This is a genomic window from Ruegeria sp. YKSD179, assembly GCF_059612885.1.
The window spans coordinates 24,180-47,001 of sequence record NZ_JBXWRL010000045.1 but is presented as its reverse complement, the minus strand read 5'-3'; the positions used below and the strand labels follow the sequence as shown (position 1 = coordinate 47,001).

The window sequence follows — 22,822 nt, the reverse complement described above, 5'->3', positions numbered from 1 at the left end:
TTTCGGCTATGCCCGGCAGGATCGCCGTACCAAAGCCCGAACACCAATCAGCGCCAAGCTAGTCGCGAATATGTTGACTGGCGCAGGAATTGAGCGGGTTTTGACCATGGATCTGCATGCGGCGCAAATTCAAGGCTTCTTCGATATTCCCGTCGACAATCTTTATGCGTCACCGATCTTTGCGCTGGACGTAAAAACTCAGTTCAAAGGCCGAATGGAAGACCTGATGGTTGTATCGCCTGACGTTGGCGGTGTGGCTCGTGCCCGCGAGCTGGCAAAACGGATCGAAGCCCCCTTGTCTATTGTTGACAAGCGACGGGAAAAAGCAGGGGAAGTGGCCGAAATGACAGTGATCGGCGACGTAAAAGACAAAATCTGCCTTATCGTTGACGACATGTGCGACACCGCTGGAACGCTCTGCAAAGCCGCTCAGGTGCTAATCGATAATGGTGCAAGTGAAGTACATTCGTACATTACACATGGCGTGATGAGCGGTCCGGCGGTTGAACGTGTGACCAACTCGGTCATGAAATCTCTGGTTCTGACGGACACAATCCAACCTAGACCTGAAGTCGCAGGCGCCTCGAACATCCGCATCGTGCCTACTGCCCCGATCTTTACCCAAGCGATCCTCAACATCTGGAATGGTACGAGTGTTTCTTCGCTGTTCGAGGATAAGACGCTGACACCAATCTACGAGTCGCTGTATCATATGGATTGATCGTCGCAATTTGGCCGGCGGCCGCCGTTTGATGGCCGCCGACTGATTAAATCAATATGTTTCGAGCGAGACGTTCAAGTCCATTTCGGCCTCGGGGTCATAGTCGCTGAGATCCATTACAGAAAAGAACTGTGCGCATACAGGTGACTCCATTTCCTTTTTCAGGACATCTTGGAAATCTTCCGAGCTTTTGAACTGTATGATTTCCAGATAGGTGCCGTCTGGTTTACGGACGAGTTCACGACGTAATACTCCGGGCTCGTGCGCGACGAATTCTTTCTGAAAAGTCTGGGATGCGGCCAGCAAATCTGCTTCTGTTTTACCCTCGGCGAGTTTGATTGGGACCAAAACTGTAACAGGCGACATAACACTTCTCCTTTGTTATTTTATGTCGCTTCCGTCTTAGGTGTATATAGGACGTTATACGTCTTATTTGATAATCAAAGTGCTCCATTTCCTTCATCGATGATATCTAGGGTGTCATCAGATATTCACTTGAAACATCGTCTACTTACAATAACTGTTCCCTTTAGCCGGAATCACGGAAATACCGGAAATGCGTAACCATTTCAGCGTTTTGTAGAGTCATTGCTTCTCAAATTTCGTTGACCCAACCAGTGAGCGTCCAACCGGCCTAGCCTAGTTTCGCGGAAACATCTCGACAACGTTCCAAGGCAAGGGAAACAATTTGAGTTTCCAGCGCGGCGTCGACATGTCTTCAAAACGATACCGAAATTTTTCCCACCAATGTGATCAGCAAAAAAGGGCCCCGCTATTGCAGGGCCCTTTCAATAATGTCCACTTTTTGAGTGCCTTTACAGGCTCATATGCGTTCCCAAGGCTTCCATATCAGCTAGCATCTTCGCAGCATCATCAACGATGGTTTGATCATCGCCATTCTTGGCTGCATCGTGCGACGCGCGCGCCTCGGCGATCAATTCATCCAGATGCGAGCGGGTCACTTCTGCAACCGGAATCGCTTTCTCTGCCAGAACCGAGAGGCCATCGCCATTGATTTGCGCAAAGCCACCGGTGACCAGATACTCGCTGGAACCTTCAGGTGCATCAACTTTCAGAATGCCAGGTCGTAGCGTCGTAATGGTGGGGGCGTGATCCGGCATCGCCGTCATGTCCCCATCCGCGCCGGGAAGCTGAACCGCTGTAGCCGCAAGCGAAGCAAGGCTCCGCTCCGGGCTAACAAGGTCGAATTGCATGGTGTTTGCCATCAGGGATTCTCCTTAGGCGGCTTCTGCGGCCATCTTCTCCGCCTTGGCAATAACTTCGTCGATGCCACCGACCATAAGGAAGGCCGCTTCGGGAAGGTGATCGTATTCGCCAGCCACAACAGCTTTGAACGAGGAAATGGTAACATCCAGCGGGACCTGAACACCAGGCGATCCAGTGAAGACTTCGGCAACGTCGAATGGCTGCGACAGGAAGCGTTCGATTTTACGGGCACGCGCCACTGTCAATTTGTCCTCTTCCGACAGTTCGTCCATGCCAAGGATGGCGATGATGTCCTGCAGTGATTTGTAGCGCTGGAGGATTTGCTGAACGTCAGTCGCAACCTTGTAGTGCTCTTCTCCAACGATCGCCGGGTCAAGAAGACGCGAGGTCGAGTCAAGCGGATCAACCGCAGGGTAGATACCCTTTTCCGAGATCGCGCGGTTAAGAACAGTTGTTGCATCCAAGTGAGCGAATGAAGTCGCTGGCGCAGGGTCAGTCAAGTCGTCCGCAGGCACGTAAATGGCCTGAACCGACGTAATCGAACCAGCTTTGGTCGAAGTAATACGCTCTTGCAGAGCGCCCATGTCAGTGGCCAAAGTCGGCTGGTAACCCACCGCCGAAGGAATACGGCCCAGTAGGGCTGACACCTCAGAACCTGCCTGCGTGAAGCGGAAAATGTTGTCGACGAAGAACAGAACGTCAGTACCGGACTGATCGCGGAACTGCTCCGCCAGGGTCAAACCGGTCAGAGCAACGCGGGCACGTGCTCCAGGAGGTTCGTTCATTTGACCGTAAACAAGCGCCACCTGCGATTCCGACAGGTTGTCCGGCTTGATAACGTTCGATTCAATCATCTCGTGGTACAGGTCGTTCCCTTCACGGGTCCGTTCACCAACTCCCGCGAACACCGAGAAGCCCGAGTGCACTTTCGCGATATTGTTGATCAGTTCCATGATCAGAACGGTTTTACCCACACCAGCGCCGCCGAACAGACCGATCTTACCGCCCTTGGCGTAAGGGGCCAGCAGGTCAACAACCTTGATACCGGTGACCAGAATTTCCGACTCGGTCGACTGTTCGTCGAACTCGGGTGCCGGTTGGTGAATCGCGCGGGTTTCAGTCGCAGCTACGTCACCCTTTTCGTCGATAGGCTCACCGACGACGTTCAGGATTCGACCCAGGGTGGCGTTACCCACCGGAACCGAAATCGGACCGCCAGTATCTGTCACGTCGGCGCCTCGAACCAATCCTTCGGTTGCATCCATCGCAATGGTGCGGACAGTGTTTTCACCCAGGTGCTGGGCAACTTCCAGTACCAGACGCTTGCCGTTGTTTTCGGTTTCCAGCGCGTTCAGAATTTCAGGCAGCTGATCTTCGAAGTGTACGTCGACGACGGCCCCGATGATCTGTGTGACTTTGCCTTTTGCATTCGCCATGTTTCGTCTCCGGTTTTCTTACAGCGCTTCGGCGCCGGAAATAATTTCAATCAACTCGTTGGTGATCACAGCCTGACGCGAACGGTTGAACTGGATCGTCAGCTTGTCGATCATTTCACCCGCATTGCGCGTCGCGTTGTCCATCGCGGACATCCGTGCACCTTGTTCAGACGCTCCGTTTTCGAGCAGAGCCGAGAAGATTGCGGTCGCAACCCCCTTGGGCAGCAGTTCGGCCAGAATGGCCTCTTCGCTTGGCTCGTAATCGAAAACAGCGCCACTTTCGTCCCCCTCAGTTTCTTCGAACGAAGCGGGGATGACCTGTTGCGCGGTCGGGATTTGGGTAACGACGTTTTGGAACTTCGCGTAGAAGATCGTTGCAACGTCGAACTCATCTCCGTCAAAGCGGAACAGAATGTCCTTTGCAATGTCCTGCGCATTGACATAACCAATTCGCTTGACCTCGCTCAGGTCGATATGTCCTACAAACAGATCGCTAAAGTCACGCTTAAGCGCGTCGCGGCCCTTTTTGCCAACAGTCAATATCTTAACCGTCTTGCCTTTGCCGCGCAGTTCTTCTGCTTTGGCGCGGGCCAGCTTGGCAATGTTGGCGTTGAAACCGCCACACAAGCCACGTTCAGCTGTCATAACAACCAGCAGATGGACATCATCACTACCCGTACCACGGAGCAGCTTAGGGGCGCTGTCGCTGCCGCCAACCGAAGACGCCAACCCCGCCATCACGGCATTGAACCGCTCGGCATAAGGGCGCGAGGCTTCGGCAGATTCCTGGGCGCGGCGCAATTTTGCTGCCGCGACCATCTGCATGGCCTTTGTGATCTTGCGGGTCGATTTGACCGACTCGATCCTGTTTTTAAGGTCCTTCAGACTAGGCATCAGAACCTCCTCTTATGCGAAGGTTGCGGCGTATTCGTCGATCGCTGCTTTGATCTTGTCAGACGCTTCACCTTTTATCTTAGGATCTTCGTCAGTAATCCACTGAAGCAGGTCGGCATGCTTTCCGCGCAAATGCGCCAGCAAGCCGGCTTCATAACGGCCGACATCCGATACGTCGATCTTGTCGAGGTATCCGTTGGTGCCAGCAAAGATGACGCAGACGATTTCCGCATTGGTCAGTGGCGAATACTGCGGCTGTTTCATCAGTTCGGTCAGACGCGCACCACGGTTCAGCAGCTGCTGGGTTGCGGCGTCGAGGTCCGAACCGAACTGCGCAAACGCAGCCATTTCGCGGTACTGAGCCAGTTCCAGCTTAACCGGACCAGCGACCGATTTCATCGCGTCGGTCTGAGCCGAAGAGCCCACACGCGAAACCGACAGACCGGTGTTCACAGCAGGACGGATGCCCTGGTAGAACAGTTCGGTTTCCAGGAAAATCTGACCGTCGGTGATCGAAATCACGTTGGTCGGAATAAACGCCGAAACGTCGCCGCCCTGAGTTTCGATAACCGGCAGCGCGGTCAGCGAGCCTGCACCGAAGTCTTCGTTCAGCTTCGCAGAACGCTCCAGCAGGCGGGAGTGGAGGTAGAAAACGTCGCCAGGATAGGCTTCTCGTCCGGGCGGACGACGCAGTAGCAACGACATCTGGCGATAGGACACAGCCTGTTTCGACAGATCGTCATAAATGATCAGTGCGTGGCGGCCGTTGTCACGGAAGTACTCGGCCATCGCGGTGGCGGCATAGGGTGCCAGGAACTGCATCGGCGCCGGATCAGACGCGGTTGCTGCCACGACGATCGAGTAGTCAATTGCACCGGACTCTTCCAGTTTCTTGACCAGCTGCGCAACAGTCGAACGCTTTTGACCAACCGCAACGTATACGCAGTACAGTTTCTTCGACTCGTCGTCGCCAGCTGCGTCGTTGTAAACTTTCTGATTTAGGATGGTGTCCAAAGCAACAGCGGTTTTACCGGTTTGGCGGTCACCAATGATCAGCTCACGTTGGCCACGGCCGATCGGGATCATCGCGTCAACGGATTTGAGGCCAGTCGCCATCGGTTCATGGACCGATTTACGCGGGATAATTCCAGGGGCTTTAACGTCTGCAACGCCACGCTTGGTTGCGTTGACTGGACCTTTACCATCAATCGGGTTGCCCAGGCCGTCAACCACACGACCCAAAAGTTCGTCCCCAATAGGAACGTCCACGATCGAGTTTGTGCGCTTGACCGTATCGCCTTCTTTGATGTCACGGTCTGTACCGAAGATAACGACGCCAACGTTGTCGCTTTCAAGGTTCAGCGCCATGCCCATGATGCCGCCGGGGAACTCGACCATCTCACCGGCTTGCACATTGTCCAGGCCGTAAACACGGGCAATCCCGTCACCGACGCTCAGCACGCGGCCGATCTCGGCCACTTCGGCTTCCTGACCAAAATTCTTGATCTGGTCCTTCAGGATTGCAGAAATCTCTGCAGCTTGGATTCCCATTTATCCGACCTCTTTCATTGCATTCTGTAGGGAGTTGAGCTTGGAACGGATCGAGGTGTCGATCATCTGCGAGCCCACTTTTACGACAAGACCGCCGATGAGACTTTCATCAACGATCGCATTTATTGTGACTGATTTGCCCACACGCTCAGACAGCGTTTTGGACAGTTTATCCAACTGAGTCTTGGTCAAAGCCTTGGCCGAAGCGACATCCGCTGTCACTTCACCGCGCTCCTCCGCCAACATGTCCCGAAGGACCTGAACCAGCTGCGGTAACACAAACAGGCGCCGTTTTTGCGCCATCAGGCCCAGCGTGTTGCGTAGAATCGCGTGGAGACCCATTTTTTCGGCTATCGCGGTAATCGCGCCTTCTTGATCTGTGCGCGAGATCAGCGGCGAAGCAATCAGGTCGCGCAATTCTGCACTTTCACCCAACGCTGCTGCCAGATCATTGATGCCGGTTTCCAGACCTGCGAGGTCTTTGTTCTCTTTGGCGATCTCGAAGATCGCTGTGGCATAGCGCTCGGCAATGCCTGTGGAAATCGAAGCTGGTTCGGACACGTCCACCCTTCCGATATTTTAGGCCCCGAATTCGCGTTGCGGCAGCTACCCCGGGGGCGTGAAGACACCCCGTCCTTAAGGCCGGGGATCAAAATCACCGGGGATGTAGCAGAGCCGAACCAAGCTAGCAATATAATATAGTGGTATCGCATTTATCCACAAATACTTTATTTTCAATAAGTTACGACAAGTGCGACCCTTTGAGCCGCCTAGATTGATTGAAAAATGTCTCGAAAGTGCAGCTTTTTGCGATTCCTGAGGCCTATTTCCCACAAATCCTAAGGCCATTTAACAAAGTTCGCTTTGCACAAATCAGGCTGGTTTCAGTAATCCATCCAGTGCCTTTATTGGACGCTTTGCAGCATCTTTGGTCACGCTTCCACTTGGCGGTCGAATATGCTTACTGGCTTCAACCATCAGCACCCCACCTGCCATAACAGTTGGAATCCGCTGTCCGGTCTTTTCAATAAGTCCGCCGGATTTCAGCCAGAACCTTCTGTAAGTTGGCGGCAGATACAATGCTGAAAAGTGTTTCTCTGGCGCAAAATGATGCTCGCGCAGCTGGCTTTCAAGTTGGCCAGCAGTATAGGGGCGACCAAATCCGAATGGCGTGCGATCGGACCGCGACCAAAATCCGGCGCGGTTCGGCACGACAAACAGAACCCTTCCTCCCGGGCCTAAAACCCTCCAACATTCATCCAGCAGTTGGCTGGGTCTTTCCGAAGTTTCCAGCCCATGCATCACCACGAGCTTGTCAATATGCCCCGTCTCAATAGGCCACATGGTTTCTTCGGTCAGAACCGAAACATTGGGCATGCCCGCAGGCCAGGGCATCACACCTTGAGGCCCCGGCATCAAACCGATTACCCGACGCGCATCTGCAAGATACGGACGCAGCAACGGGACAGCAAAACCAAACCCAGCCACTGTCTGGCCTTTGGCTTCCGGCCACAATTCCACCAATCGCGTGCGTATCGCCGCCTGTGCCGCACGCCCAAGGGTGCTGCGATAGTAAAAATTCCTCAGATCCTGCACATCAAGATGCATTGCGGACACCCGATCAATCGGCTTAGCTGTGCGCAGTCTAGCAACGAAAGGGCAAAAGACCATGCCTCTTGAAATCATCACCATCCCATGCCTCAGCGACAATTACGCCTTTCTGGCACATAACGACGCAAGTGGTGAGACCGCATTGATCGACGCTCCGGAATCCGGCCCAATTCTTGCTGAATTGGCAACTCGTGGCTGGCAACTCAACCACGTTTTGCTTACGCATCACCACTGGGATCACGTTGACGGACTGTCTGATATTCTGGACCATTATCCAGCCCAAGTGATCGGTGCGGCTACAGATGCACATAGACTGCCCCCTTTGGACGTTCAAGTTTCCGAGGATGAGACATTGCAGATATGCGGCGAACGGGTGCACGTATTCGATGTATCCGGACACACAATCGGTCATATCGCATATTATTTTCCCGAAAGCAGCGCGGTATTCACAGCCGATAGCCTAATGGCACTTGGATGTGGCCGGTTGTTCGAAGGCACTGCCGACCAGATGTGGGGATCCCTATGCAAACTTGCAGCGTTGCCAGATGAAACAATGGTGTATTCAGGCCATGAATATACACAGTCAAATGCAAAATTTGCGGTAACAGTGGACTCTGATAACCCGGCGCTCATTAAACGGATCGCTGAAATCGACAAAGCTCGCGCCGCTGGAATACCAACTGTCCCGTCACAATTGGCGTTGGAAAAGGCCACCAACCCGTTCCTGCGCGCGGATAATCCAGTGATTCAGGCTAAATTGGGTATGAAAAATGCCCGACCCGAATCTGTTTTTGCCGAGATCCGGTCTAGAAAAGACCGATTTTAGTGCCTATCTGTCGATCTTCATGGTCACGGTCACAAGAAATGTGACTGTCAAGTGAAAGAAAACCCTTGAAGCCGAGCCACTATCAACCAAACTCTAATAGTATGAGGACATGGTTGTAATGGGGTTGCGGCCTTTGCTGCCCTTTTCGACCCAATACAGAGGAGCACCCGCGTGCCTTCATTCTCGAGCACACTAGAACAAGCCATACACGCGGCCTTGGCGGCCGCGAACGAACGGCGACATGAATTTGCGACGCTGGAACATCTTCTTCTGGCGTTGCTGGAAGAGCCAGACGCCATTCGGGTTATGAAGGCCTGCAGCGTAGATCTGGACGAGCTGCGTGGCACTTTAATCGAATTCATTGACGAAGATCTGTCAAATCTTGTGACCGACATAGACGGGTCCGAGGCAGTGCCTACAGCGGCTTTCCAGCGGGTCATTCAACGCGCTGCCATTCACGTTCAAAGTTCTGGCCGAACAGAAGTGACCGGTGCGAACGTCCTGGTCGCCATTTTTGCCGAGCGAGAAAGCAATGCGGCATATTTCCTGCAAGAGCAGGATATGACGCGCTATGACGCGGTGAATTTTATCGCCCACGGTGTGGCCAAAGACCCGGCTTATGGCGAAAACCGTCCAGTTACAGGTGCCGACGAAGCCGAAGAAGAGACGCAGTCCTCCTCTAATGACGCTGAACAGAAGGAAAGTGCGCTTGGAAAGTATTGCATCGACCTGAATGCCAAGTCACGAGCTGGCGATGTAGATCCTTTGATCGGTCGTGCGGACGAGGTGGAGCGCTGCATTCAGGTTCTTTGCCGTCGTCGGAAAAACAATCCACTGCTTGTGGGTGATCCCGGCGTTGGCAAAACTGCGATTGCTGAAGGTCTTGCGCACAAAATTGTGGCTGGTGAAGCACCTGATGTCCTGTCCAACACAACAATCTATTCACTGGACATGGGAGCCCTACTTGCTGGGACCCGATATCGCGGTGATTTTGAGGAACGCTTGAAAGCAGTCGTTACCGAGCTGGAAGACCATCCAGACGCGGTTCTTTTCATCGACGAAATTCACACTGTGATAGGCGCCGGTGCGACTTCGGGCGGCGCTATGGACGCGTCCAACCTCCTGAAACCTGCTCTGCAGGGCGGTAAACTGCGCACCATGGGTTCGACCACTTACAAAGAGTTCCGTCAACACTTTGAAAAGGACCGCGCGCTGAGCCGCCGTTTCCAAAAGATCGACGTGAACGAGCCTTCGGTTGAAGACAGCGTAAAAATACTGCGCGGTCTGAAGCCCTACTTCGAAAAGCATCACGAGATTAAATACACTGCGGATGCAATCAAAACCGCGGTGGAGCTGTCGGCGCGTTACATAAATGACCGCAAACTACCGGACAAAGCGATCGACGTGATTGATGAGGCCGGTGCGGCTCAACACCTGGTCGCCGAAAGCAAACGTCGCAAGACCATCGGCGTCAAAGAGATTGAGGCCGTTGTCGCCAAGATCGCGCGTATCCCACCCAAGAACGTCACAAAAGACGATGCTGAAGTTTTGAAAGATCTCGAAGCTTCGCTGAAACGTGTGGTATTCGGGCAGGATGAGGCTATCGAGGCGCTTTCCAGCGCGATCAAGCTGGCCCGCGCAGGTCTGCGTGAGCCTGAAAAACCCATTGGCAACTACTTGTTCGCAGGTCCAACCGGTGTGGGTAAGACAGAGGTAGCAAAACAACTGGCGGATACGCTAGGTGTGGAACTGTTGCGCTTCGACATGTCGGAATACATGGAGAAACATGCTGTCAGTCGCCTGATTGGCGCACCCCCAGGTTATGTCGGCTTTGACCAGGGCGGTTTACTGACCGATGGCGTTGACCAGCACCCGCACTGCGTGTTGTTGTTGGATGAGATCGAGAAAGCACACCCGGACGTGTTCAACATCCTGCTGCAGGTGATGGATCATGGTGAGCTTACCGATCACAACGGCCGTACGGTGAATTTCCGCAATGTCGTGTTGATCATGACTTCGAACGCCGGCGCTCAGGAACAGGCCAAGGCCGCCATCGGTTTTGCACGTGATCGTCGCGAAGGCGAAGATACTGCCGCCATTGAACGTATGTTCACACCGGAATTCCGTAACCGTTTGGATGCCGTAATCTCCTTTGCGCCGCTACCGAAAGAGGTCATCCTGCAAGTGGTCGAAAAATTCGTCCTTCAGCTTGAGGCTCAACTGCTGGATCGGGGCGTAAGCATCGATCTGACGCCAAAAGCCGCTGAGTGGTTGGCTGACAAAGGATATGACGACAAGATGGGCGCTCGTCCACTTGGTCGAGTGATCCAAGAGCACATCAAAAAACCACTAGCCGAAGAATTGCTGTTCGGCAAACTGGCAAAGGGTGGCGTTGTTAGGGTTTCGGTCAAGAAAGGCGAGCTGAACCTCGAAATTCTGGGCCCGGACCAACCGCGTATTCCGGGAGACAAACCACCGTTATTGACGGCGGATTAGCGACCACACAAAACCCGACAAAATAAGGCCCGCCAGATTTGGCGGGCTTTTTTGTAAAGTAAAACGCAGTTACCGCTCTGTTAATTTGAGCTCAATCCGACGGTTTTGTGCCCGTGCCTCCGGCGTGTCTGCCGGATTTACAGGTTGAAACTCGCCAAACCCATTTGCTGCCAGCCGAGAGGGTGGAATGCCAAGCGCATCAACCATGTAACGCACGACGGACAGCGCACGCCCTTGGCTAAGCTCCCAATTGTCCCGATAGCGCCCTGCCCCGCCCAATGGCTGGTTGTCGGTGTGCCCATCCACACGGATCACCCAGTTCAAACCTTCGGGAATTTCTTCTGCCACGCTGCGCAAAATGTTGGCGACCTTTGCGACCTCAAGCTGACCTTCGCCCGAAAGAACCGCCGATCCCGTATCGAACAGAACTTCGGAGGAGAAAACAAACCGGTCGCCTTCGATTCGCACACCTTCCTGGTCACCCAAAACATCACGCAATCGGCCAAAGAACTCAGATCGGTATCTTTGTAGGTCTTCCGCCTGTGCGGTCAGTTCCTGATTTTGGCCTGCAAGCGCCTCGGCTTCCTCCTGCAAACGGATTCGTTCGGCTTCTTCCAGCAAACGGCGGCGGCGCTCTTCGGACGCTGCTCGCGCTAGCGCGGCATTCAGATCCTGACCCAGAGTTTGAATTTGAATCTCCGCAGCCGCGTTACGCTCTTCATAGTCATCCAGCAGAGCTTGCAATGATCCAAGTTGACCCCGCAATGCCGACATCTGCTGGTTCAATAAGGCCGTTTGTCGTTGCGCTTCGGTCGATGCTTCTTTTTCTGAATCCAACGTGTCTTGAGCAATAGCCAGCAAGGCAGCTCGCTCTTCCGCCAGCGTGCGTTGTTCGGCAGCGTCCGCTTGCGCCTGGGACTGCGCCTCCAGCGCCGCCTGTAACTGCGCCTTAAGCTCATCGGGTTTCAATTCACCGAACTGTCTTTCGAGTTCGGCGCGGGCTGCCTGAGCCGCGGCAAGCAATGTCAGCGTCTCTTCAGCCTCTTTTCGTTGCGTTTCGAGAGCCAATGTCATGGCCGTCAGTTCTGCATCAGCATTTTTCAATCGGTCGCGCAGGGCCTCCGCGGCGGCGGCTTCGGCCAACCGTGCAGCTTCCTCATCCGAAAGCTGTTGTTCAAGTTCAGCAATCTGTGCAGTTTGCACTGTATCGCTGCTCTCAAGTTCAGCAATCTGTGCAGTCTTCGTTGCATCTCTGCTCTCAAGATCGGCTACTAACGCCTCCAGCGCCTCGCGTCTGGCGGCAGCAAGCCTTGCGGCCTCGGTCTGCGCATCGATCTCATCTCGACTTTGGGCAAGCGCCAGGTTCAACGCATCCTGTTCTGAAAGAAGATCATTCCGTTGCGCCTCAAGTTCTGCAATATCACCGCGCGCCTGCTGTTGTTCTGCCAGCAGAGCGGCGACCTGTGCCTCGAAATCCGTAATACGGGTCTGTGCCTGCGCCAGATCGTCCTCTACTCGTGTCAACGTAGTGTTCAATGCACCAAGGCGTGCTTGAAGGCGGCTGTTTTCCCGCTCTTCCAGTCCCAAAGCCCCAACAAGGGCGGCGACCTCGTCAGACAGAGCTGTCAGCTCATCTTCCTGCCCCGATATCGTTTCGCGCAATACGAATTGCACGATCATGAAGATGGTAAGGACAAAAGTCAGAACCATCAGCAATCCCGTCATCGCGTCGACAAAACCGGGCCAAACCGAGCCCTGAAAACGTTGGCCAGTACGTCGGGATAAGGCCATCCGTTAATCTCCTTCCGGAGGTGTGCGAACGGCGCCACGGGGAAGGGTCAAGGCCTTGACCAATAGCTCAAAGTCTTTTCTCAGCTCGTTCATGCTGTCTTGCCGACCAGCAGAGATCTCTTCGAGGATGCGAAGCAACTGCACGTCCATCGACCGCAAGCGCATACGGCTTTCCGCATCGATCCCTTCGCCTGCACCATGTTCGCGCATATGATCCAGCAGAGCGTCCTGACCCAAAGCTACGCGTTCAAGAGCCGCAGTAACACCTTCGCTTTCGGCCTGACGCCGATTCATATTACCAATCACATCAACAAGTTGACCCAGCTTTGCGGATACGTCAGCCCTTTCCGCTTCCTGAGCCGAGAACATATCTTGAAGGGCGTCCATTTGTTCTGCCATCGTATCCAAGACAGGCGTAAGAACAGCCAGTTCCGCGCCACCCTCTTCCGAACCACCAAAACCAACACGGGTGATGCCTGACAACCACTCTTCCAACTCGCGATAAAATCTGTTCTGGCCGTGACCTGCAAAGAGTTCCAACAGGCCCACGATCAACGATCCCGCAAGCCCCAACAGAGACGAGCCAAATGCCACGCCCATTCCCTGCAATTGCGCTTCCAACCCCGTCATCAAGCGGTTGAAAACCGTCAGGCCTTCTTCGCCTTCCTGCGGGTTTAAACTGCGGATCGTATCGACAATGGCTGGAACGGTTGTTGCCAGACCAAAAAACGTCCCCAGAAGCCCTAGGTAAATCAGAACATTGGTGATGTACCGCGTGATCTCACGCTCTTCTTCTATTCGCTCAGCCACCGAGTCTAGAATGGATCGACCCGAACTCGAACTGATGTGCGAACGGGCACCTCGCGACCTGAGCAAAGCGGCCAGCGGCGCCAGCAATTGCGGCGGCCGCACGTCATCACGCTCGACACCGCCTGCAAAAGCCTCAATCCATCGAACCGATCCGATCAACTGCGTCACTTGATAAAAACACGCAAGCACACCTATGACGAACACAAGCAAAATGAATCCGTTCAGATACAGGTTCGCCTGAAATACAGGAAGGACATACGGCAAAGCCAGGAAAACACCCAGCCCCGACAGGCCGATAGCCACCAACATCAAAAGGATTTGACGGATAGGGTGCGAGAAATGCGGTCTCGCGCTTTGCTGTGCCTGCGCCATGCGCGTTTTTCCCGATTTTTGCCTGCTTTGCGCCAAATCTAACGAAAACCAGTCCAGGACGCCAAGGTTTTATGCGGTAAGACTGCGCACCCGTTGTGACAACCACTCAAGTTCAGGGTCACGCAGGCCGATTTCCGATAAATGTTCTGCTGTGTTGTAAAGATATTCTGTGTTTGGGCCGCGCCCGCCTATGGCGTAGGCAATAATTTGGGCCTGCTCCTCTAGCGAGATCCCACCGCAATATTGCACGTGGTGAGGATCAATCACATAAGTCACCGCGTTCACGATCCGACCGTCATCCAGATGAACATCTAACATCCGCTCGAGATATGCTGACGAGATAAGTTCTCGCTCTCGCAGTTCATCCAATGTCCGTTGTTCGTAACCAGCCTCGACCGCAAAGGCCAACCCCGTGCAACGTGCATTTTGCTGCTCGTCCAAAGCCAGTACCAGCCCTGGCTTCTCCTCGGTTCCGCGATGATGGATCGAGCTCATGCAGAATGACCGGGCATATCCCATCAATGTGGCGCGTTCGCTACTGGCAACCGGGAAACCAGGATTCCACAACAAAGACCCGTATCCGAAAACCCACATTGTCATTGCACTGGTCCTTGCCTGTTTGCGCCTATAAACATCAATTCCAAAGCAGGAAAAAGGGCATTTCTCATGCGCCGCCTTATACGAGTACTGATTTTTGTAGCAATTGCTTGGAGCGCTTATTGGTTCATCGCTGGATACGGCCTGCGTGCGGCGTTAACCGGATGGTTCGACCAACAGCAAGAACAGGGTTGGCAGGCCGATTTTTCCGGAGTTTCAACAGGCGGGTATCCGACGCATCACATCACACGGCTTACAAACCCTGCCCTTGCCGATCCTGTTAACGGAACAGCGTGGAGCGCGGACTGGATCGAGTTTCAGAGTCCTGCGGTTTGGCCTGGCAGTCAGCTTTTGCGGTTCGCAGAAACGCCACAGCGGCTGTCATACTTTGACCAAACGGCCACGATCCAAGCCGATGCGTTGCAAGCAGAACTTCAGTTGCAACCCGGTGTCGCGCTGGTGCTGGAGAAAATGGCCGTAACCAGCGGTGCATGGTCGGTTGCGGAAAACGGCGATGCCCAGGCCGGCGGCGATAATCTTTTCATGGTCATGGCGCAAACTGATTTTCCTGAGGCATACACTATTTCAGCCCGGGTCGAAGGGTTTACACCCGGCGACGACCTGCGAAACCTTATGCGATCGGCTACTACGTTGCCCCAGGCTTTCGATACACTGGAACTGGACATGGCGGTAACTTTCGACAAACCTTGGGACCGCTCCGCTCTGGAACAACGCAGGCCACAGCCTGTTGCAATCGATCTGCAGCTGGCCGAGATGAAGTGGGGAGAGTTGAGCCTCTTTGCAGCAGGAGAACTCGATGTTGATGAGCAAGGCATCCCAACCGGAGAAATCGCTGTCAAAGCCGAGAACTGGCGGGATATGATCGCTATGGCCAATGCTGCCGGAGCCCTGCCCGATCAAGCGGTTGATCCCGTAACACGGGCCTTGAACTTCCTCGCCGGATTGGGGGGTAATCCGAATGCGCTGGACCTTCAGCTCAACTTTCGGGACGGTTTTGTTGCGCTGGGCCCGTTACCGCTAGGCCCCGCGCCACGGCTAATATTGCGTTAGCGGCAATATGGGCCGCTTCGATGACGGGCCGTATCCAAATGGAAATGATCGCGGTGATATCGGTCCGAATTCGGACCTAATACAGTACCAAACGGTCCGCATGCACCACGCCAGACTTTTTTCAACTGCTTTTGCGATGGATTTTTGCGCCAGCCGTCCAAGACTGTCACGACTTCTCCATCCGCCATTTTGAAGCCGGAAATGTCGATAGCCCTGCCTTTTCCGTGTTCGGATATCCGCGCTCCCTTGCGGTTGTTGCGGGTACGACACGCGTAATGCGCCGCAACCTGAAGTTCAACAACCGGACCGCGTCGTTTGAAAGTCGGTTTGACTGATTTGTCTACCCATTTGTTCAGAGCGATGGCCGTGCCGCAATCCATTGTAGACGGGCGGCTTAGCACCACGCCAGAGACGGACGTAATCTGAACCGCATCTTTGATCCCACAGGCTTTGGTCCGACTTGAGACCGATCCGACCGCTTTGCCCTGAATCTCAATTTCTCCGCATACTGATGATTTGCGTAGTTTGCGCTTTTTGAACAAGACCTGCTGTTCCAATGCTTTGGGTCTTTTAAAGGGTTTGGGCGATATGTCCGGCCCCAACAAGGGCAAGTCAGTTGCCCTTGCGGCAGCAGCGACTTCCTGTGGCGATGCGGGGCGCAATTGCGGTCGCATATTCGGTAGGGTCAAGGGCAAAGCTGCGGCAATGGTGGCAGCAGGAGTGGCGCTGGCTGTCCTGTCCGGTCGCGGCAACGGATGCAGCGACGTGGAAGGCGAAGCAGACTGGACAGGTTCACCCAACCAGGTGGCACAACATACAGCAATTGCACCCCAAACAGGTCTCATGCCGGTGCCTTTCCACGACCAAAGTCCGGCGCGTCCGTGTCTTGTCCCGCGTCGATAATTCCACGACGAATAGCGCGAGTACGTGTGAAATAGTCGAATAATTGCTCACCATCTCCGGTGCGGATCGCACGTTGCAACGCAAACAATTCCTCGGTGAAGCGTCCTAGTATCTCTAGCGTGGCATCCTTATTCGTCAGAAAAACATCCCGCCACATAGTAGGGTCTGACGCAGCAATCCGTGTGAAATCCCGAAAACCGGCGGCCGAGTATTTGATCACTTCGGAATCCGTTACGCGGCGCAGATCATCCGCTACACCAACCATAGTGTAAGCGATCAGGTGCGGCGCATGCGAAGTAACTGCCAAAACAAGATCATGGTAATCAGCTTCCATTTCATCGACATTGGATCCCATACCCTCCCACAGAGCCCGCAAACGTGCGACTGCGTCAGGATCGGACCCTTTAACGGGGACAAGCAGGCACCAGCGATTGTCAAAAAGCTCGGCAAATCCAGACTCAGGCCCCGAATGCTCGGTGCCTGCCAAAGGGTGCGCCGGGACGAAGTGAACACCTTCTGGGATCGCAGGTCCAACATCCTGAATGACATGGCGTTTGACCGAGCCAACATCCGAAACCGTTGCACCGATTTTAAGGACGGGCGCAATGTCGCGTGCCACGGCCCCCATGGCACCTACAGGTACGCACAGCACTACCAGATCAGCGCCTTCAACCGCTTCTTGCGCTGTATCGCATATGCGATCACAAAGTCCGATGCGGCGTGCCGTGTCTCGGGTTGCCCGAGACTTTGCGTAGCCCGTCACTTCGCGAGCAAGACCCCCGCGTTTGATCGCCCAGAACATAGAAGACGCAATCAAGCCCAGCCCGATCAGAGCCACGCGGTCGTATATTTGGCTCATTCGGCGCCCCTCTTGAACTCTGAAATCGCAGCGACCACGCGGCGGCATGCCTCCTCGTCGCCCACGGTTATCCGCAATGCGTTCGGCAGGTTGTATCCCGCAACACGCCGAACGATCAAACCTCGAGTTTTCAGAAAATCGTCGCAAGCCTCAGCCTCGACCTGGTCGGCAAAGCGAGCAAGGATAAAATTGGTGCTGGAAGGATCCGAAGGCACGCCAACTTTTGCCAGTTCATCAGACAGCCACGACCGCAATCGCGCATTTTCTGAACGGCAGAAATTCAGATACTCTTCATCCTGCGCAGCCGCTTCTGCCGCAGCCAGGGCGGTCAGTGACAAGTTAAACGGTTGACGGACCCGGTTAAGCACTTCGATGATATCCCGCTGGGCGTAGCCCCACCCAACGCGCATGCCGCCAAGGCCGTATATCTTTGAAAACGTCCGAGTCATGATCACGTTTTGGTATTGGTCAACCAGCGCTGCACCGCCGTCAAACCCATCGACGAATTCGGCGTATGCGCCGTCAATGACCAAGAGGCAATCGTCAGGAAGATTGTCCGCCAAGCGCTTTAGTTCATTCTGTGAGATCATTGTTGAAGTGGGATTGCCCGGGTTGGTTACAAAAACAACCTTTGTACGTTTTGAAACCGCCGCAAGAATGGCATCCACATCGACTTTGCGTTCACGCTCTGGAACCATCACGGGCTTTGCTCCGACCATGCGGGCAATGATTGGGTACATGGAGAATCCATGTTCAGTGTGAATGACTTCATCACCACAACCAGCATAAGCTTGTGCAACAAATTGCAGCACCTCGTCGCTACCGACGCCACAGATGATCCGCTCGGGATCCAGCCCTTGTCGCTCACCGATCACATGGCGAAGGCTTCGATGATCTGTGCTGGGATAACGATGCAGATTCGCTGCGCTGTCGCGGACGGCCTCAATCGCCTTGGGACTCGGCCCAAAGGGATTTTCATTGGAACTCAACTTGATAACGTGCTCCACGCCGGCCACACGCGACTGTCCGCCTTGATACAGCGCGATGTCCATAATACCGGGTTGCGGGGTAATCTTGTTCATGAGAGGCTCCGTTAACTGGGCCTCTCATACCTGTCTCAACGCGTTGAGAAAAGCAGCAATTCCATTAGGCCGCTTTGAAGCGAGCAGTCGCCGGGTCAGCGTTATAGAAACGGACGAATTCTTCGGTCCTGCAGGACAGGTCGTTAACGCTGTCGATAATGAACTGAACCGTCTCCTCGCTCATCAGATATGAAAAGTTCAGGCGAACCCAACCTGGTTTTTTCATCTCTTCCCCAGCGGTCAATGCGGTGTGCAGGGATTCCGAGGTTGAGCGGTCAATTCCCAACAAACGATGGGCATAGGGACCTGCGCAAGCACATCCGCCCCGCGCTTGAATGCCGTAAATATCGCTAAGCATCCGAGTGAACAGCTGCTGATGAACCGGTTGTCCCGATTGGTCACGAACAAGGAACGAAAATATTGGCAAACGATGAGAGTTTTCAATACCTAGCAAGGTCAAATGCGGGTTATCCCCCCACCCGGCCAACGCCATTTCGTTGTATTTGGCTTCGCGACTTGCGATTTCGTCTGTGCCTACAACGTCCTTAACGATAAAGGCCAAGGCAGCGCGAATATCACCGATTACATTCGGGGTGCCGGCTTCTTCACGTGTGGCCAAATCTTCGCTGTAGTCATGGCGCCATGGCGAGACAAAACTGACTGTGCCGCCTCCTGGCCAACTGGGGCTGGTGCGTTTCACGGTTTTTTCGCTGACAATCAGTATACCAGAAGCGCCAGGGCCTCCGGGGAACTTGTGAGGGGACACAACGACCGCATCTTTACGCGCTGAGCCGCTTCCCATGTCTAAAGGCAAATACGGTCCACCCCCCGCATAATCCCAAACTGACAACGCTCCGTACGATTTAAGCAACCTGGTAACAGGATCGGGATTTGTGACAATCCCCGTAACGTTCGACGCTGCCGAGAACGACCCAATCACCAAATCTGAATCCGCGTGATCTACCAATGCTTGTTCAAGTGACACCAAGTCAGGCCCACCATCTGCACCTTCTGGAATTTCGACGACCCGCGCCTTGCTTTCACGCCAGGGTAAAATGTTTGAATGATGTTCATACGGACCGATCAAGACAACCGGCCGGTCAGCCTCTTCCACACCCATCAAGCTGACCAGCCGGTTGAGTCCCGCCGTGGCGCCCGAACCGGTGAAAATCACCGCGTCCTCTCCTCTTGCGCCGACGATACGGGCTATTTCTGCGCGCGCTTCACGGCGCAATCGCGTCATGTAAGAACCGCAATAGGAGGCCTCGGTGTGGCTGTTGGCGTAGAACGGCAAGACCTGTTGGGATATAAAGTCTTCGACTTGCCGCAATGCGCGACCCGAAGCGACGTAATCCGCGTAGACAAGCGGCACGTCCCCATGCAGACCAGGGATAAGAACGTTCTCACCAATCAAACCATCACACAGTTCAGAATTGCGAACGGCGGCTTGGATATCTGCACGAAACTTGGACAAATTCATTGCGTTGGCTCCTTTTGCAACACCAATGTGATTGATGGAGGGCCCATAATCATCACAAATTTTTGCTTGTTCGTTACAAAATTTGTGTCATATGATTAAGAATGGCAAAGAACATAGATCATATTGACACACGCATCTTAAAAGAGCTTCAAAAAGACGCGACTCTTTCACAACGTGAATTGGCCGATCGGGTCGGGCTTTCGCAGAATGCATGCTGGCGGCGACTCAAAATGTTAAACGACTATGGTGTTCTGCAGGGGTCAACAGCCCGGATAGCGCGTGAGAAGCTGGGGTTGTCCCTTGTCGTGTTTGTAATGCTTCGCACACGCCACCATTCTGCGGAATGGCTTCAGGCCTTCCGCAGTCACGTTCTAACAATTCCCGAAGTGGTCGATTTCCACCGGATTGGGGGCGATTATGACTACCAGCTTAAGGTGGTAACGCAGGATATGGCGTCCTACGACAAGGTTTACCAACGTTTGATCGAAAAGGTCGAACTGGACAGCGTGACCTCGTATTTCGCCATGGAGGCTATCGCCGAAGGGCGCCCTTTGCCAATCTAGGACCGACCGCTAAATCGGTCCAAAACGTTTCGCGTGATCATTTCGACCTGAAAATCTTTTCGGGCTAGCCCCATAACCCATTCACACGTAGCTGCATTGAAAATTTCACCCTTGCCGCGTTGCCAGTGGACCATGACTCCGTTACCCCTCAGGGCCGTATCGTAAGTTTCCGGGGTAAGCGAACCGTACATTGCTCGCGCCTTCCATTCTGCATCACTTTTGCCGATATATAGCGTTTCGCCGGTAACACCGTGATCTGTTTCGGCGTTTGTACCCAGACCCAATCCAATGATCTCGATATTCGTTGAGGCGCCGTCTTTACCGGTAGCGAAAGGCAAACCATCTCGGATCACGTGATCCAGCCCATCCACCTCATAGCCATAAATCCGCGAACTGGCGCCCAGAACATCGCCATACCCCAAGTGGGCGCCGTTCAAAGCCCAGTGACCGGGTCGGTATATTGTGAACCCCCCGCTCCCGCGTCCAACGCAATTGCCGAGGCCTGCATATACACCCTTTGAACCGTTGGCTCCGAAAGTTTGCGCACCAGGCCAATTCACCTCTGGTTGCTCCCAAGCTCCAGTCAGAAGATGGCTGTCATTAGTATCCCTGACAGGATCGGTTTCAGTTGCGATGTATTTGTAGCAGATTTGGGTACGTCCGTATTCCTCAAGACGAATCTGCCACAGAAAATTCCCAGCAAAACGCGCAACATGTCCGCCATTTTCGACATAAGTGTCGATGGCCAGTCGCATCTCGCGACTCCAATATTCGTCATGCCCCACACATACGACACATTCGTAGCCGTCAAGTAATTCTGGATCGTCGTGCAAATCGTGCAAAGTCGCGTAATCGAGTGTATAGCCCTGAGTCTCAGCCCACTTTGCGAAATGACGTTCGTAGCTTGCCCAACCAGCCGATGCGTATTTCTTGGAATAACCATAAGCGTACGCCCATTCCATGTAATGGTATCGAACCATGTCGCCTACTCTTGGCGGAGCTTCCGGCAAGGCTCGTGGTGCGCCAGCGGGCAGCCAACAAAATCCCCGCGACCAAGGGCGCTGTGTCGAAAGTATAGGCGAAAATTGTTTTCCATCTGCTCCGGTAATGCCTTCGTAGGCATTTGATCCCCCCCAGCAATTGTAGGCAACCCAGGTTCCGGTTGCGCACAACAAAAGGATCGGTGCTTGTTTCGTCGCCTGCGCACGTCGGACAAGAATAAGGTGGTGTTCTTGAACTTCTGCAGCTCCCTTTCGTCCAGTCAATTTGAATAGATAGCCGCCAGGTTTCCAATCAAGTGGAATTTCAAAACTGTAAGCCGTCGGCCAATCGCAACCCTTGACCGAGCAGTCCTCAGGCGTTTCGTGAAACACGCCGGGTAAGTTTTGAACCGTCAAAACCGACTGGAGTTTACCTCCATCCCTTGAAATTTCCATATCCCAGGTTTCTGCCGTGGTGCTAACACGCAAACCGACAGTTTCACCCGGTTCGTAACTGAAACGTTCTGTATAAGCCCAAATCTCAAGAATACTCGCGTCGCGTGCCGGTCCGATGTAATAGTTGTCTAGGATATGTCTGGCTCGCGCTCGTGAACGTGGCGAGGGGCAAGATTCCTTGGCGTTTGTTTCGTCCGACACACGAGTCCCTTCTTTGAGTTGTTTTTCAAACTGTCCAAGGGCTATTTGTTGATTGCAAGAAAAAAGGCCGCGCAAAATGCACGGCCTTTGCAATCAATCGGTTTGCGAAGATTAGTTCTTGGCGTAAAATTCAACGACGAGGTTTGGCTCCATCATAACCGGGTAGGGAACGTCGCCGAAACCGGGAGTGCGCACAAAAGTCGCGGTCATTTTCGAATGGTCAGCCTCGATATAATCAGGCACATCACGCTCAGCCAGTGCAGCGGCCTCTAAAACGATTGCAAGTTGCTTAGAACGATCACGTACCTCAATCACGTCACCTTCTTTGACGCGGTAGCTGGGAATGTTCACCCGCTTACCGTTCACTTTAACATGACCGTGGTTCACGAACTGACGTGCAGCAAACACTGTCGGTACGAACTTGGCGCGGTAAACGACCGCGTCTAGGCGGCGCTCCAGCAGGCCGATTAGGTTTTCACCAGTATCGCCCTTTACACGCTCGGCTTCGGCATAGATACGGCGGAATTGTTTTTCGGTCAGATCGCCGTAGTAACCCTTCAGCTTTTGCTTTGCGCGAAGCTGCAGGCCAAAGTCAGACAGCTTACCCTTGCGGCGCTGCCCGTGCTGGCCCGGACCATACTCACGGCGGTTGATTGGGGATTTCGGACGACCCCAGATGTTTTCACCCATCCGGCGGTCAATTTTGTACTTGGCAGACGTGCGTTTGGTCACGGCTGATCTCCTTCGCAAAGTCGAGGCCAGTGTTGGCCACTATGAAGGGCGTTGTCCTCTTGGGATTTCCCATGACAGGCATCCCCTTGCGGGGGCCACCAACACCAATGAAGCCGCGCTTATATATGTGCAATCGCTAGAGTCAACACGGCAAATTGGGCCT

At 53.9% G+C, this 22,822-nt stretch carries 21 protein-coding genes; 5 read left to right on the top strand and 16 right to left on the bottom strand.

Annotated elements, in window-relative coordinates; all coding sequences use genetic code 11:
* Positions 1-721, top strand: a 721-nt coding sequence (locus AC2FNE_RS18590; RefSeq protein WP_496806012.1) for a ribose-phosphate diphosphokinase, incomplete at its 5' end; no start/stop codon positions are given.
* 51 nt (positions 722-772) lie between these two features.
* On the opposite strand, the gene AC2FNE_RS18585 is transcribed toward AC2FNE_RS18590, so the two are convergent.
* The 7 genes from AC2FNE_RS18585 to AC2FNE_RS18555 all read right to left on the bottom strand — a co-directional run bounded on the left by AC2FNE_RS18585 (position 773) and on the right by AC2FNE_RS18555 (position 7,437).
* Positions 773-1,087 carry a hypothetical protein gene (locus AC2FNE_RS18585; RefSeq protein ID WP_170478377.1) on the bottom strand — a complete coding sequence of 105 codons (315 nt, stop codon included), beginning with the start codon at positions 1,085-1,087 and terminating at the stop codon, positions 773-775.
* A gap of 449 nt (positions 1,088-1,536) precedes the next feature.
* Positions 1,537-1,947 (bottom strand): F0F1 ATP synthase subunit epsilon, encoded by a 411-nt coding sequence (locus AC2FNE_RS18580; RefSeq protein ID WP_170607291.1) that lies wholly within the window; start codon positions 1,945-1,947, stop codon positions 1,537-1,539.
* Positions 1,948-1,959: 12 nt separating this feature from the next.
* On the bottom strand, positions 1,960-3,384 hold the full coding sequence (gene atpD, locus AC2FNE_RS18575; protein ID WP_170478371.1) for a F0F1 ATP synthase subunit beta: 1,425 nt from the start codon (positions 3,382-3,384) through the stop codon (positions 1,960-1,962).
* 18 nt (positions 3,385-3,402) lie between these two features.
* A complete protein-coding gene (locus AC2FNE_RS18570; RefSeq protein ID WP_170607293.1) occupies positions 3,403-4,278 on the bottom strand; it encodes a F0F1 ATP synthase subunit gamma in 876 nt (291 codons plus the stop codon).
* Between the two features lie 12 nt (positions 4,279-4,290).
* Positions 4,291-5,829, bottom strand: a complete 1,539-nt coding sequence (atpA, locus tag AC2FNE_RS18565; protein WP_170478365.1) for a F0F1 ATP synthase subunit alpha — start codon at positions 5,827-5,829, stop codon at positions 4,291-4,293.
* Positions 5,830-6,390 (bottom strand): F0F1 ATP synthase subunit delta, encoded by a 561-nt coding sequence (locus AC2FNE_RS18560; protein ID WP_170607295.1) that lies wholly within the window; start codon positions 6,388-6,390, stop codon positions 5,830-5,832. It lies immediately after the preceding gene.
* Between the two features lie 312 nt (positions 6,391-6,702).
* Complete coding sequence (locus AC2FNE_RS18555; protein WP_170478360.1) at positions 6,703-7,437, bottom strand: class I SAM-dependent methyltransferase; 735 nt, start codon at positions 7,435-7,437, stop codon at positions 6,703-6,705.
* A 61-nt stretch (positions 7,438-7,498) separates the two neighbouring features.
* Between AC2FNE_RS18555 and gloB the strand changes: the two genes are divergently transcribed.
* On the top strand, positions 7,499-8,266 hold the full coding sequence (gene gloB, locus AC2FNE_RS18550) for a hydroxyacylglutathione hydrolase (RefSeq protein ID WP_496806011.1): 768 nt from the start codon (positions 7,499-7,501) through the stop codon (positions 8,264-8,266).
* A gap of 171 nt (positions 8,267-8,437) precedes the next feature.
* Positions 8,438-10,762 (top strand): ATP-dependent Clp protease ATP-binding subunit ClpA, encoded by a 2,325-nt coding sequence (gene clpA / locus AC2FNE_RS18545; RefSeq protein ID WP_170478353.1) that lies wholly within the window; start codon positions 8,438-8,440, stop codon positions 10,760-10,762.
* 69 nt (positions 10,763-10,831) lie between these two features.
* On the opposite strand, the gene AC2FNE_RS18540 is transcribed toward clpA, so the two are convergent.
* The 3 genes from AC2FNE_RS18540 to AC2FNE_RS18530 all read right to left on the bottom strand — a co-directional run bounded on the left by AC2FNE_RS18540 (position 10,832) and on the right by AC2FNE_RS18530 (position 14,335).
* Positions 10,832-12,553 (bottom strand): peptidoglycan -binding protein, encoded by a 1,722-nt coding sequence (locus tag AC2FNE_RS18540; RefSeq protein WP_496806010.1) that lies wholly within the window; start codon positions 12,551-12,553, stop codon positions 10,832-10,834.
* 3 nt (positions 12,554-12,556) lie between these two features.
* Positions 12,557-13,735: a biopolymer transporter ExbB gene (locus AC2FNE_RS18535; protein ID WP_170607299.1), complete on the bottom strand. Its 1,179-nt coding sequence runs from the start codon at positions 13,733-13,735 to the stop codon at positions 12,557-12,559.
* Between the two features lie 69 nt (positions 13,736-13,804).
* Positions 13,805-14,335: a gamma-glutamylcyclotransferase gene (locus tag AC2FNE_RS18530; RefSeq protein WP_170607301.1), complete on the bottom strand. Its 531-nt coding sequence runs from the start codon at positions 14,333-14,335 to the stop codon at positions 13,805-13,807.
* A gap of 66 nt (positions 14,336-14,401) precedes the next feature.
* Here AC2FNE_RS18530 and AC2FNE_RS18525 point away from each other — a divergent pair, with 66 nt between their 5' ends.
* Positions 14,402-15,403: a DUF2125 domain-containing protein gene (locus tag AC2FNE_RS18525; RefSeq protein ID WP_170607303.1), complete on the top strand. Its 1,002-nt coding sequence runs from the start codon at positions 14,402-14,404 to the stop codon at positions 15,401-15,403.
* Here AC2FNE_RS18525 and AC2FNE_RS18520 read toward each other — a convergent pair.
* From AC2FNE_RS18520 to AC2FNE_RS18505, 4 genes are all read right to left on the bottom strand, one after another.
* Positions 15,400-16,248 (bottom strand): extensin-like domain-containing protein, encoded by an 849-nt coding sequence (locus AC2FNE_RS18520; RefSeq protein ID WP_170607305.1) that lies wholly within the window; start codon positions 16,246-16,248, stop codon positions 15,400-15,402. The two genes, AC2FNE_RS18525 and AC2FNE_RS18520, sit on opposite strands and share 4 nt — an antisense overlap.
* On the bottom strand, positions 16,245-17,165 hold the full coding sequence (locus tag AC2FNE_RS18515) for a prephenate/arogenate dehydrogenase family protein (RefSeq protein WP_170607307.1): 921 nt from the start codon (positions 17,163-17,165) through the stop codon (positions 16,245-16,247). Before AC2FNE_RS18515 ends, AC2FNE_RS18520 begins: the two co-directional genes overlap by 4 nt.
* A complete protein-coding gene (gene hisC, locus AC2FNE_RS18510; RefSeq protein WP_170607309.1) occupies positions 17,162-18,247 on the bottom strand; it encodes a histidinol-phosphate transaminase in 1,086 nt (361 codons plus the stop codon). Before hisC ends, AC2FNE_RS18515 begins: the two co-directional genes overlap by 4 nt.
* 64 nt (positions 18,248-18,311) lie before the next feature.
* Positions 18,312-19,727, bottom strand: coding sequence for an aminotransferase class V-fold PLP-dependent enzyme (locus AC2FNE_RS18505; protein WP_496806009.1), 1,416 nt, complete (start codon positions 19,725-19,727; stop codon positions 18,312-18,314).
* Positions 19,728-19,828: 101 nt separating this feature from the next.
* Between AC2FNE_RS18505 and AC2FNE_RS18500 the strand changes: the two genes are divergently transcribed.
* Entirely contained in the window at positions 19,829-20,290 is a 462-nt protein-coding gene (locus AC2FNE_RS18500; RefSeq protein ID WP_170478331.1) for an Lrp/AsnC family transcriptional regulator, read from the top strand.
* Here AC2FNE_RS18500 and AC2FNE_RS18495 read toward each other — a convergent pair.
* Positions 20,287-21,927 (bottom strand): N,N-dimethylformamidase beta subunit family domain-containing protein, encoded by a 1,641-nt coding sequence (locus tag AC2FNE_RS18495; protein WP_496806008.1) that lies wholly within the window; start codon positions 21,925-21,927, stop codon positions 20,287-20,289. The genes AC2FNE_RS18500 and AC2FNE_RS18495 overlap by 4 nt on opposite strands.
* Positions 21,928-22,038: 111 nt before the next feature.
* Positions 22,039-22,659 carry a 30S ribosomal protein S4 gene (gene rpsD / locus AC2FNE_RS18490; RefSeq protein ID WP_170478325.1) on the bottom strand — a complete coding sequence of 207 codons (621 nt, stop codon included), beginning with the start codon at positions 22,657-22,659 and terminating at the stop codon, positions 22,039-22,041.
* Between the last annotated feature and the right edge of the window lie 163 nt (positions 22,660-22,822).

Coding starts and splice junctions, on each gene's coding strand:
- AC2FNE_RS18585 (WP_170478377.1), bottom strand. CDS start 1,087: ATGTCGCCTGTTACAGTTTTGGTCCCAATCAAACTCGCCGAGGGTAAA.
- AC2FNE_RS18580 (WP_170607291.1), bottom strand. CDS start 1,947: ATGGCAAACACCATGCAATTCGACCTTGTTAGCCCGGAGCGGAGCCTT.
- atpD (WP_170478371.1), bottom strand. CDS start 3,384: ATGGCGAATGCAAAAGGCAAAGTCACACAGATCATCGGGGCCGTCGTC.
- AC2FNE_RS18570 (WP_170607293.1), bottom strand. CDS start 4,278: ATGCCTAGTCTGAAGGACCTTAAAAACAGGATCGAGTCGGTCAAATCG.
- atpA (WP_170478365.1), bottom strand. CDS start 5,829: ATGGGAATCCAAGCTGCAGAGATTTCTGCAATCCTGAAGGACCAGATC.
- AC2FNE_RS18555 (WP_170478360.1), bottom strand. CDS start 7,437: ATGCATCTTGATGTGCAGGATCTGAGGAATTTTTACTATCGCAGCACC.
- gloB (WP_496806011.1), top strand. CDS start 7,499: ATGCCTCTTGAAATCATCACCATCCCATGCCTCAGCGACAATTACGCC.
- AC2FNE_RS18540 (WP_496806010.1), bottom strand. CDS start 12,553: ATGGCCTTATCCCGACGTACTGGCCAACGTTTTCAGGGCTCGGTTTGG.
- AC2FNE_RS18535 (WP_170607299.1), bottom strand. CDS start 13,735: ATGGCGCAGGCACAGCAAAGCGCGAGACCGCATTTCTCGCACCCTATC.
- AC2FNE_RS18530 (WP_170607301.1), bottom strand. CDS start 14,335: ATGACAATGTGGGTTTTCGGATACGGGTCTTTGTTGTGGAATCCTGGT.
- AC2FNE_RS18525 (WP_170607303.1), top strand. CDS start 14,402: ATGCGCCGCCTTATACGAGTACTGATTTTTGTAGCAATTGCTTGGAGC.
- AC2FNE_RS18520 (WP_170607305.1), bottom strand. CDS start 16,248: ATGAGACCTGTTTGGGGTGCAATTGCTGTATGTTGTGCCACCTGGTTG.
- AC2FNE_RS18515 (WP_170607307.1), bottom strand. CDS start 17,165: ATGAGCCAAATATACGACCGCGTGGCTCTGATCGGGCTGGGCTTGATT.
- hisC (WP_170607309.1), bottom strand. CDS start 18,247: ATGAACAAGATTACCCCGCAACCCGGTATTATGGACATCGCGCTGTAT.
- AC2FNE_RS18505 (WP_496806009.1), bottom strand. CDS start 19,727: ATGAATTTGTCCAAGTTTCGTGCAGATATCCAAGCCGCCGTTCGCAAT.
- AC2FNE_RS18500 (WP_170478331.1), top strand. CDS start 19,829: ATGGCAAAGAACATAGATCATATTGACACACGCATCTTAAAAGAGCTT.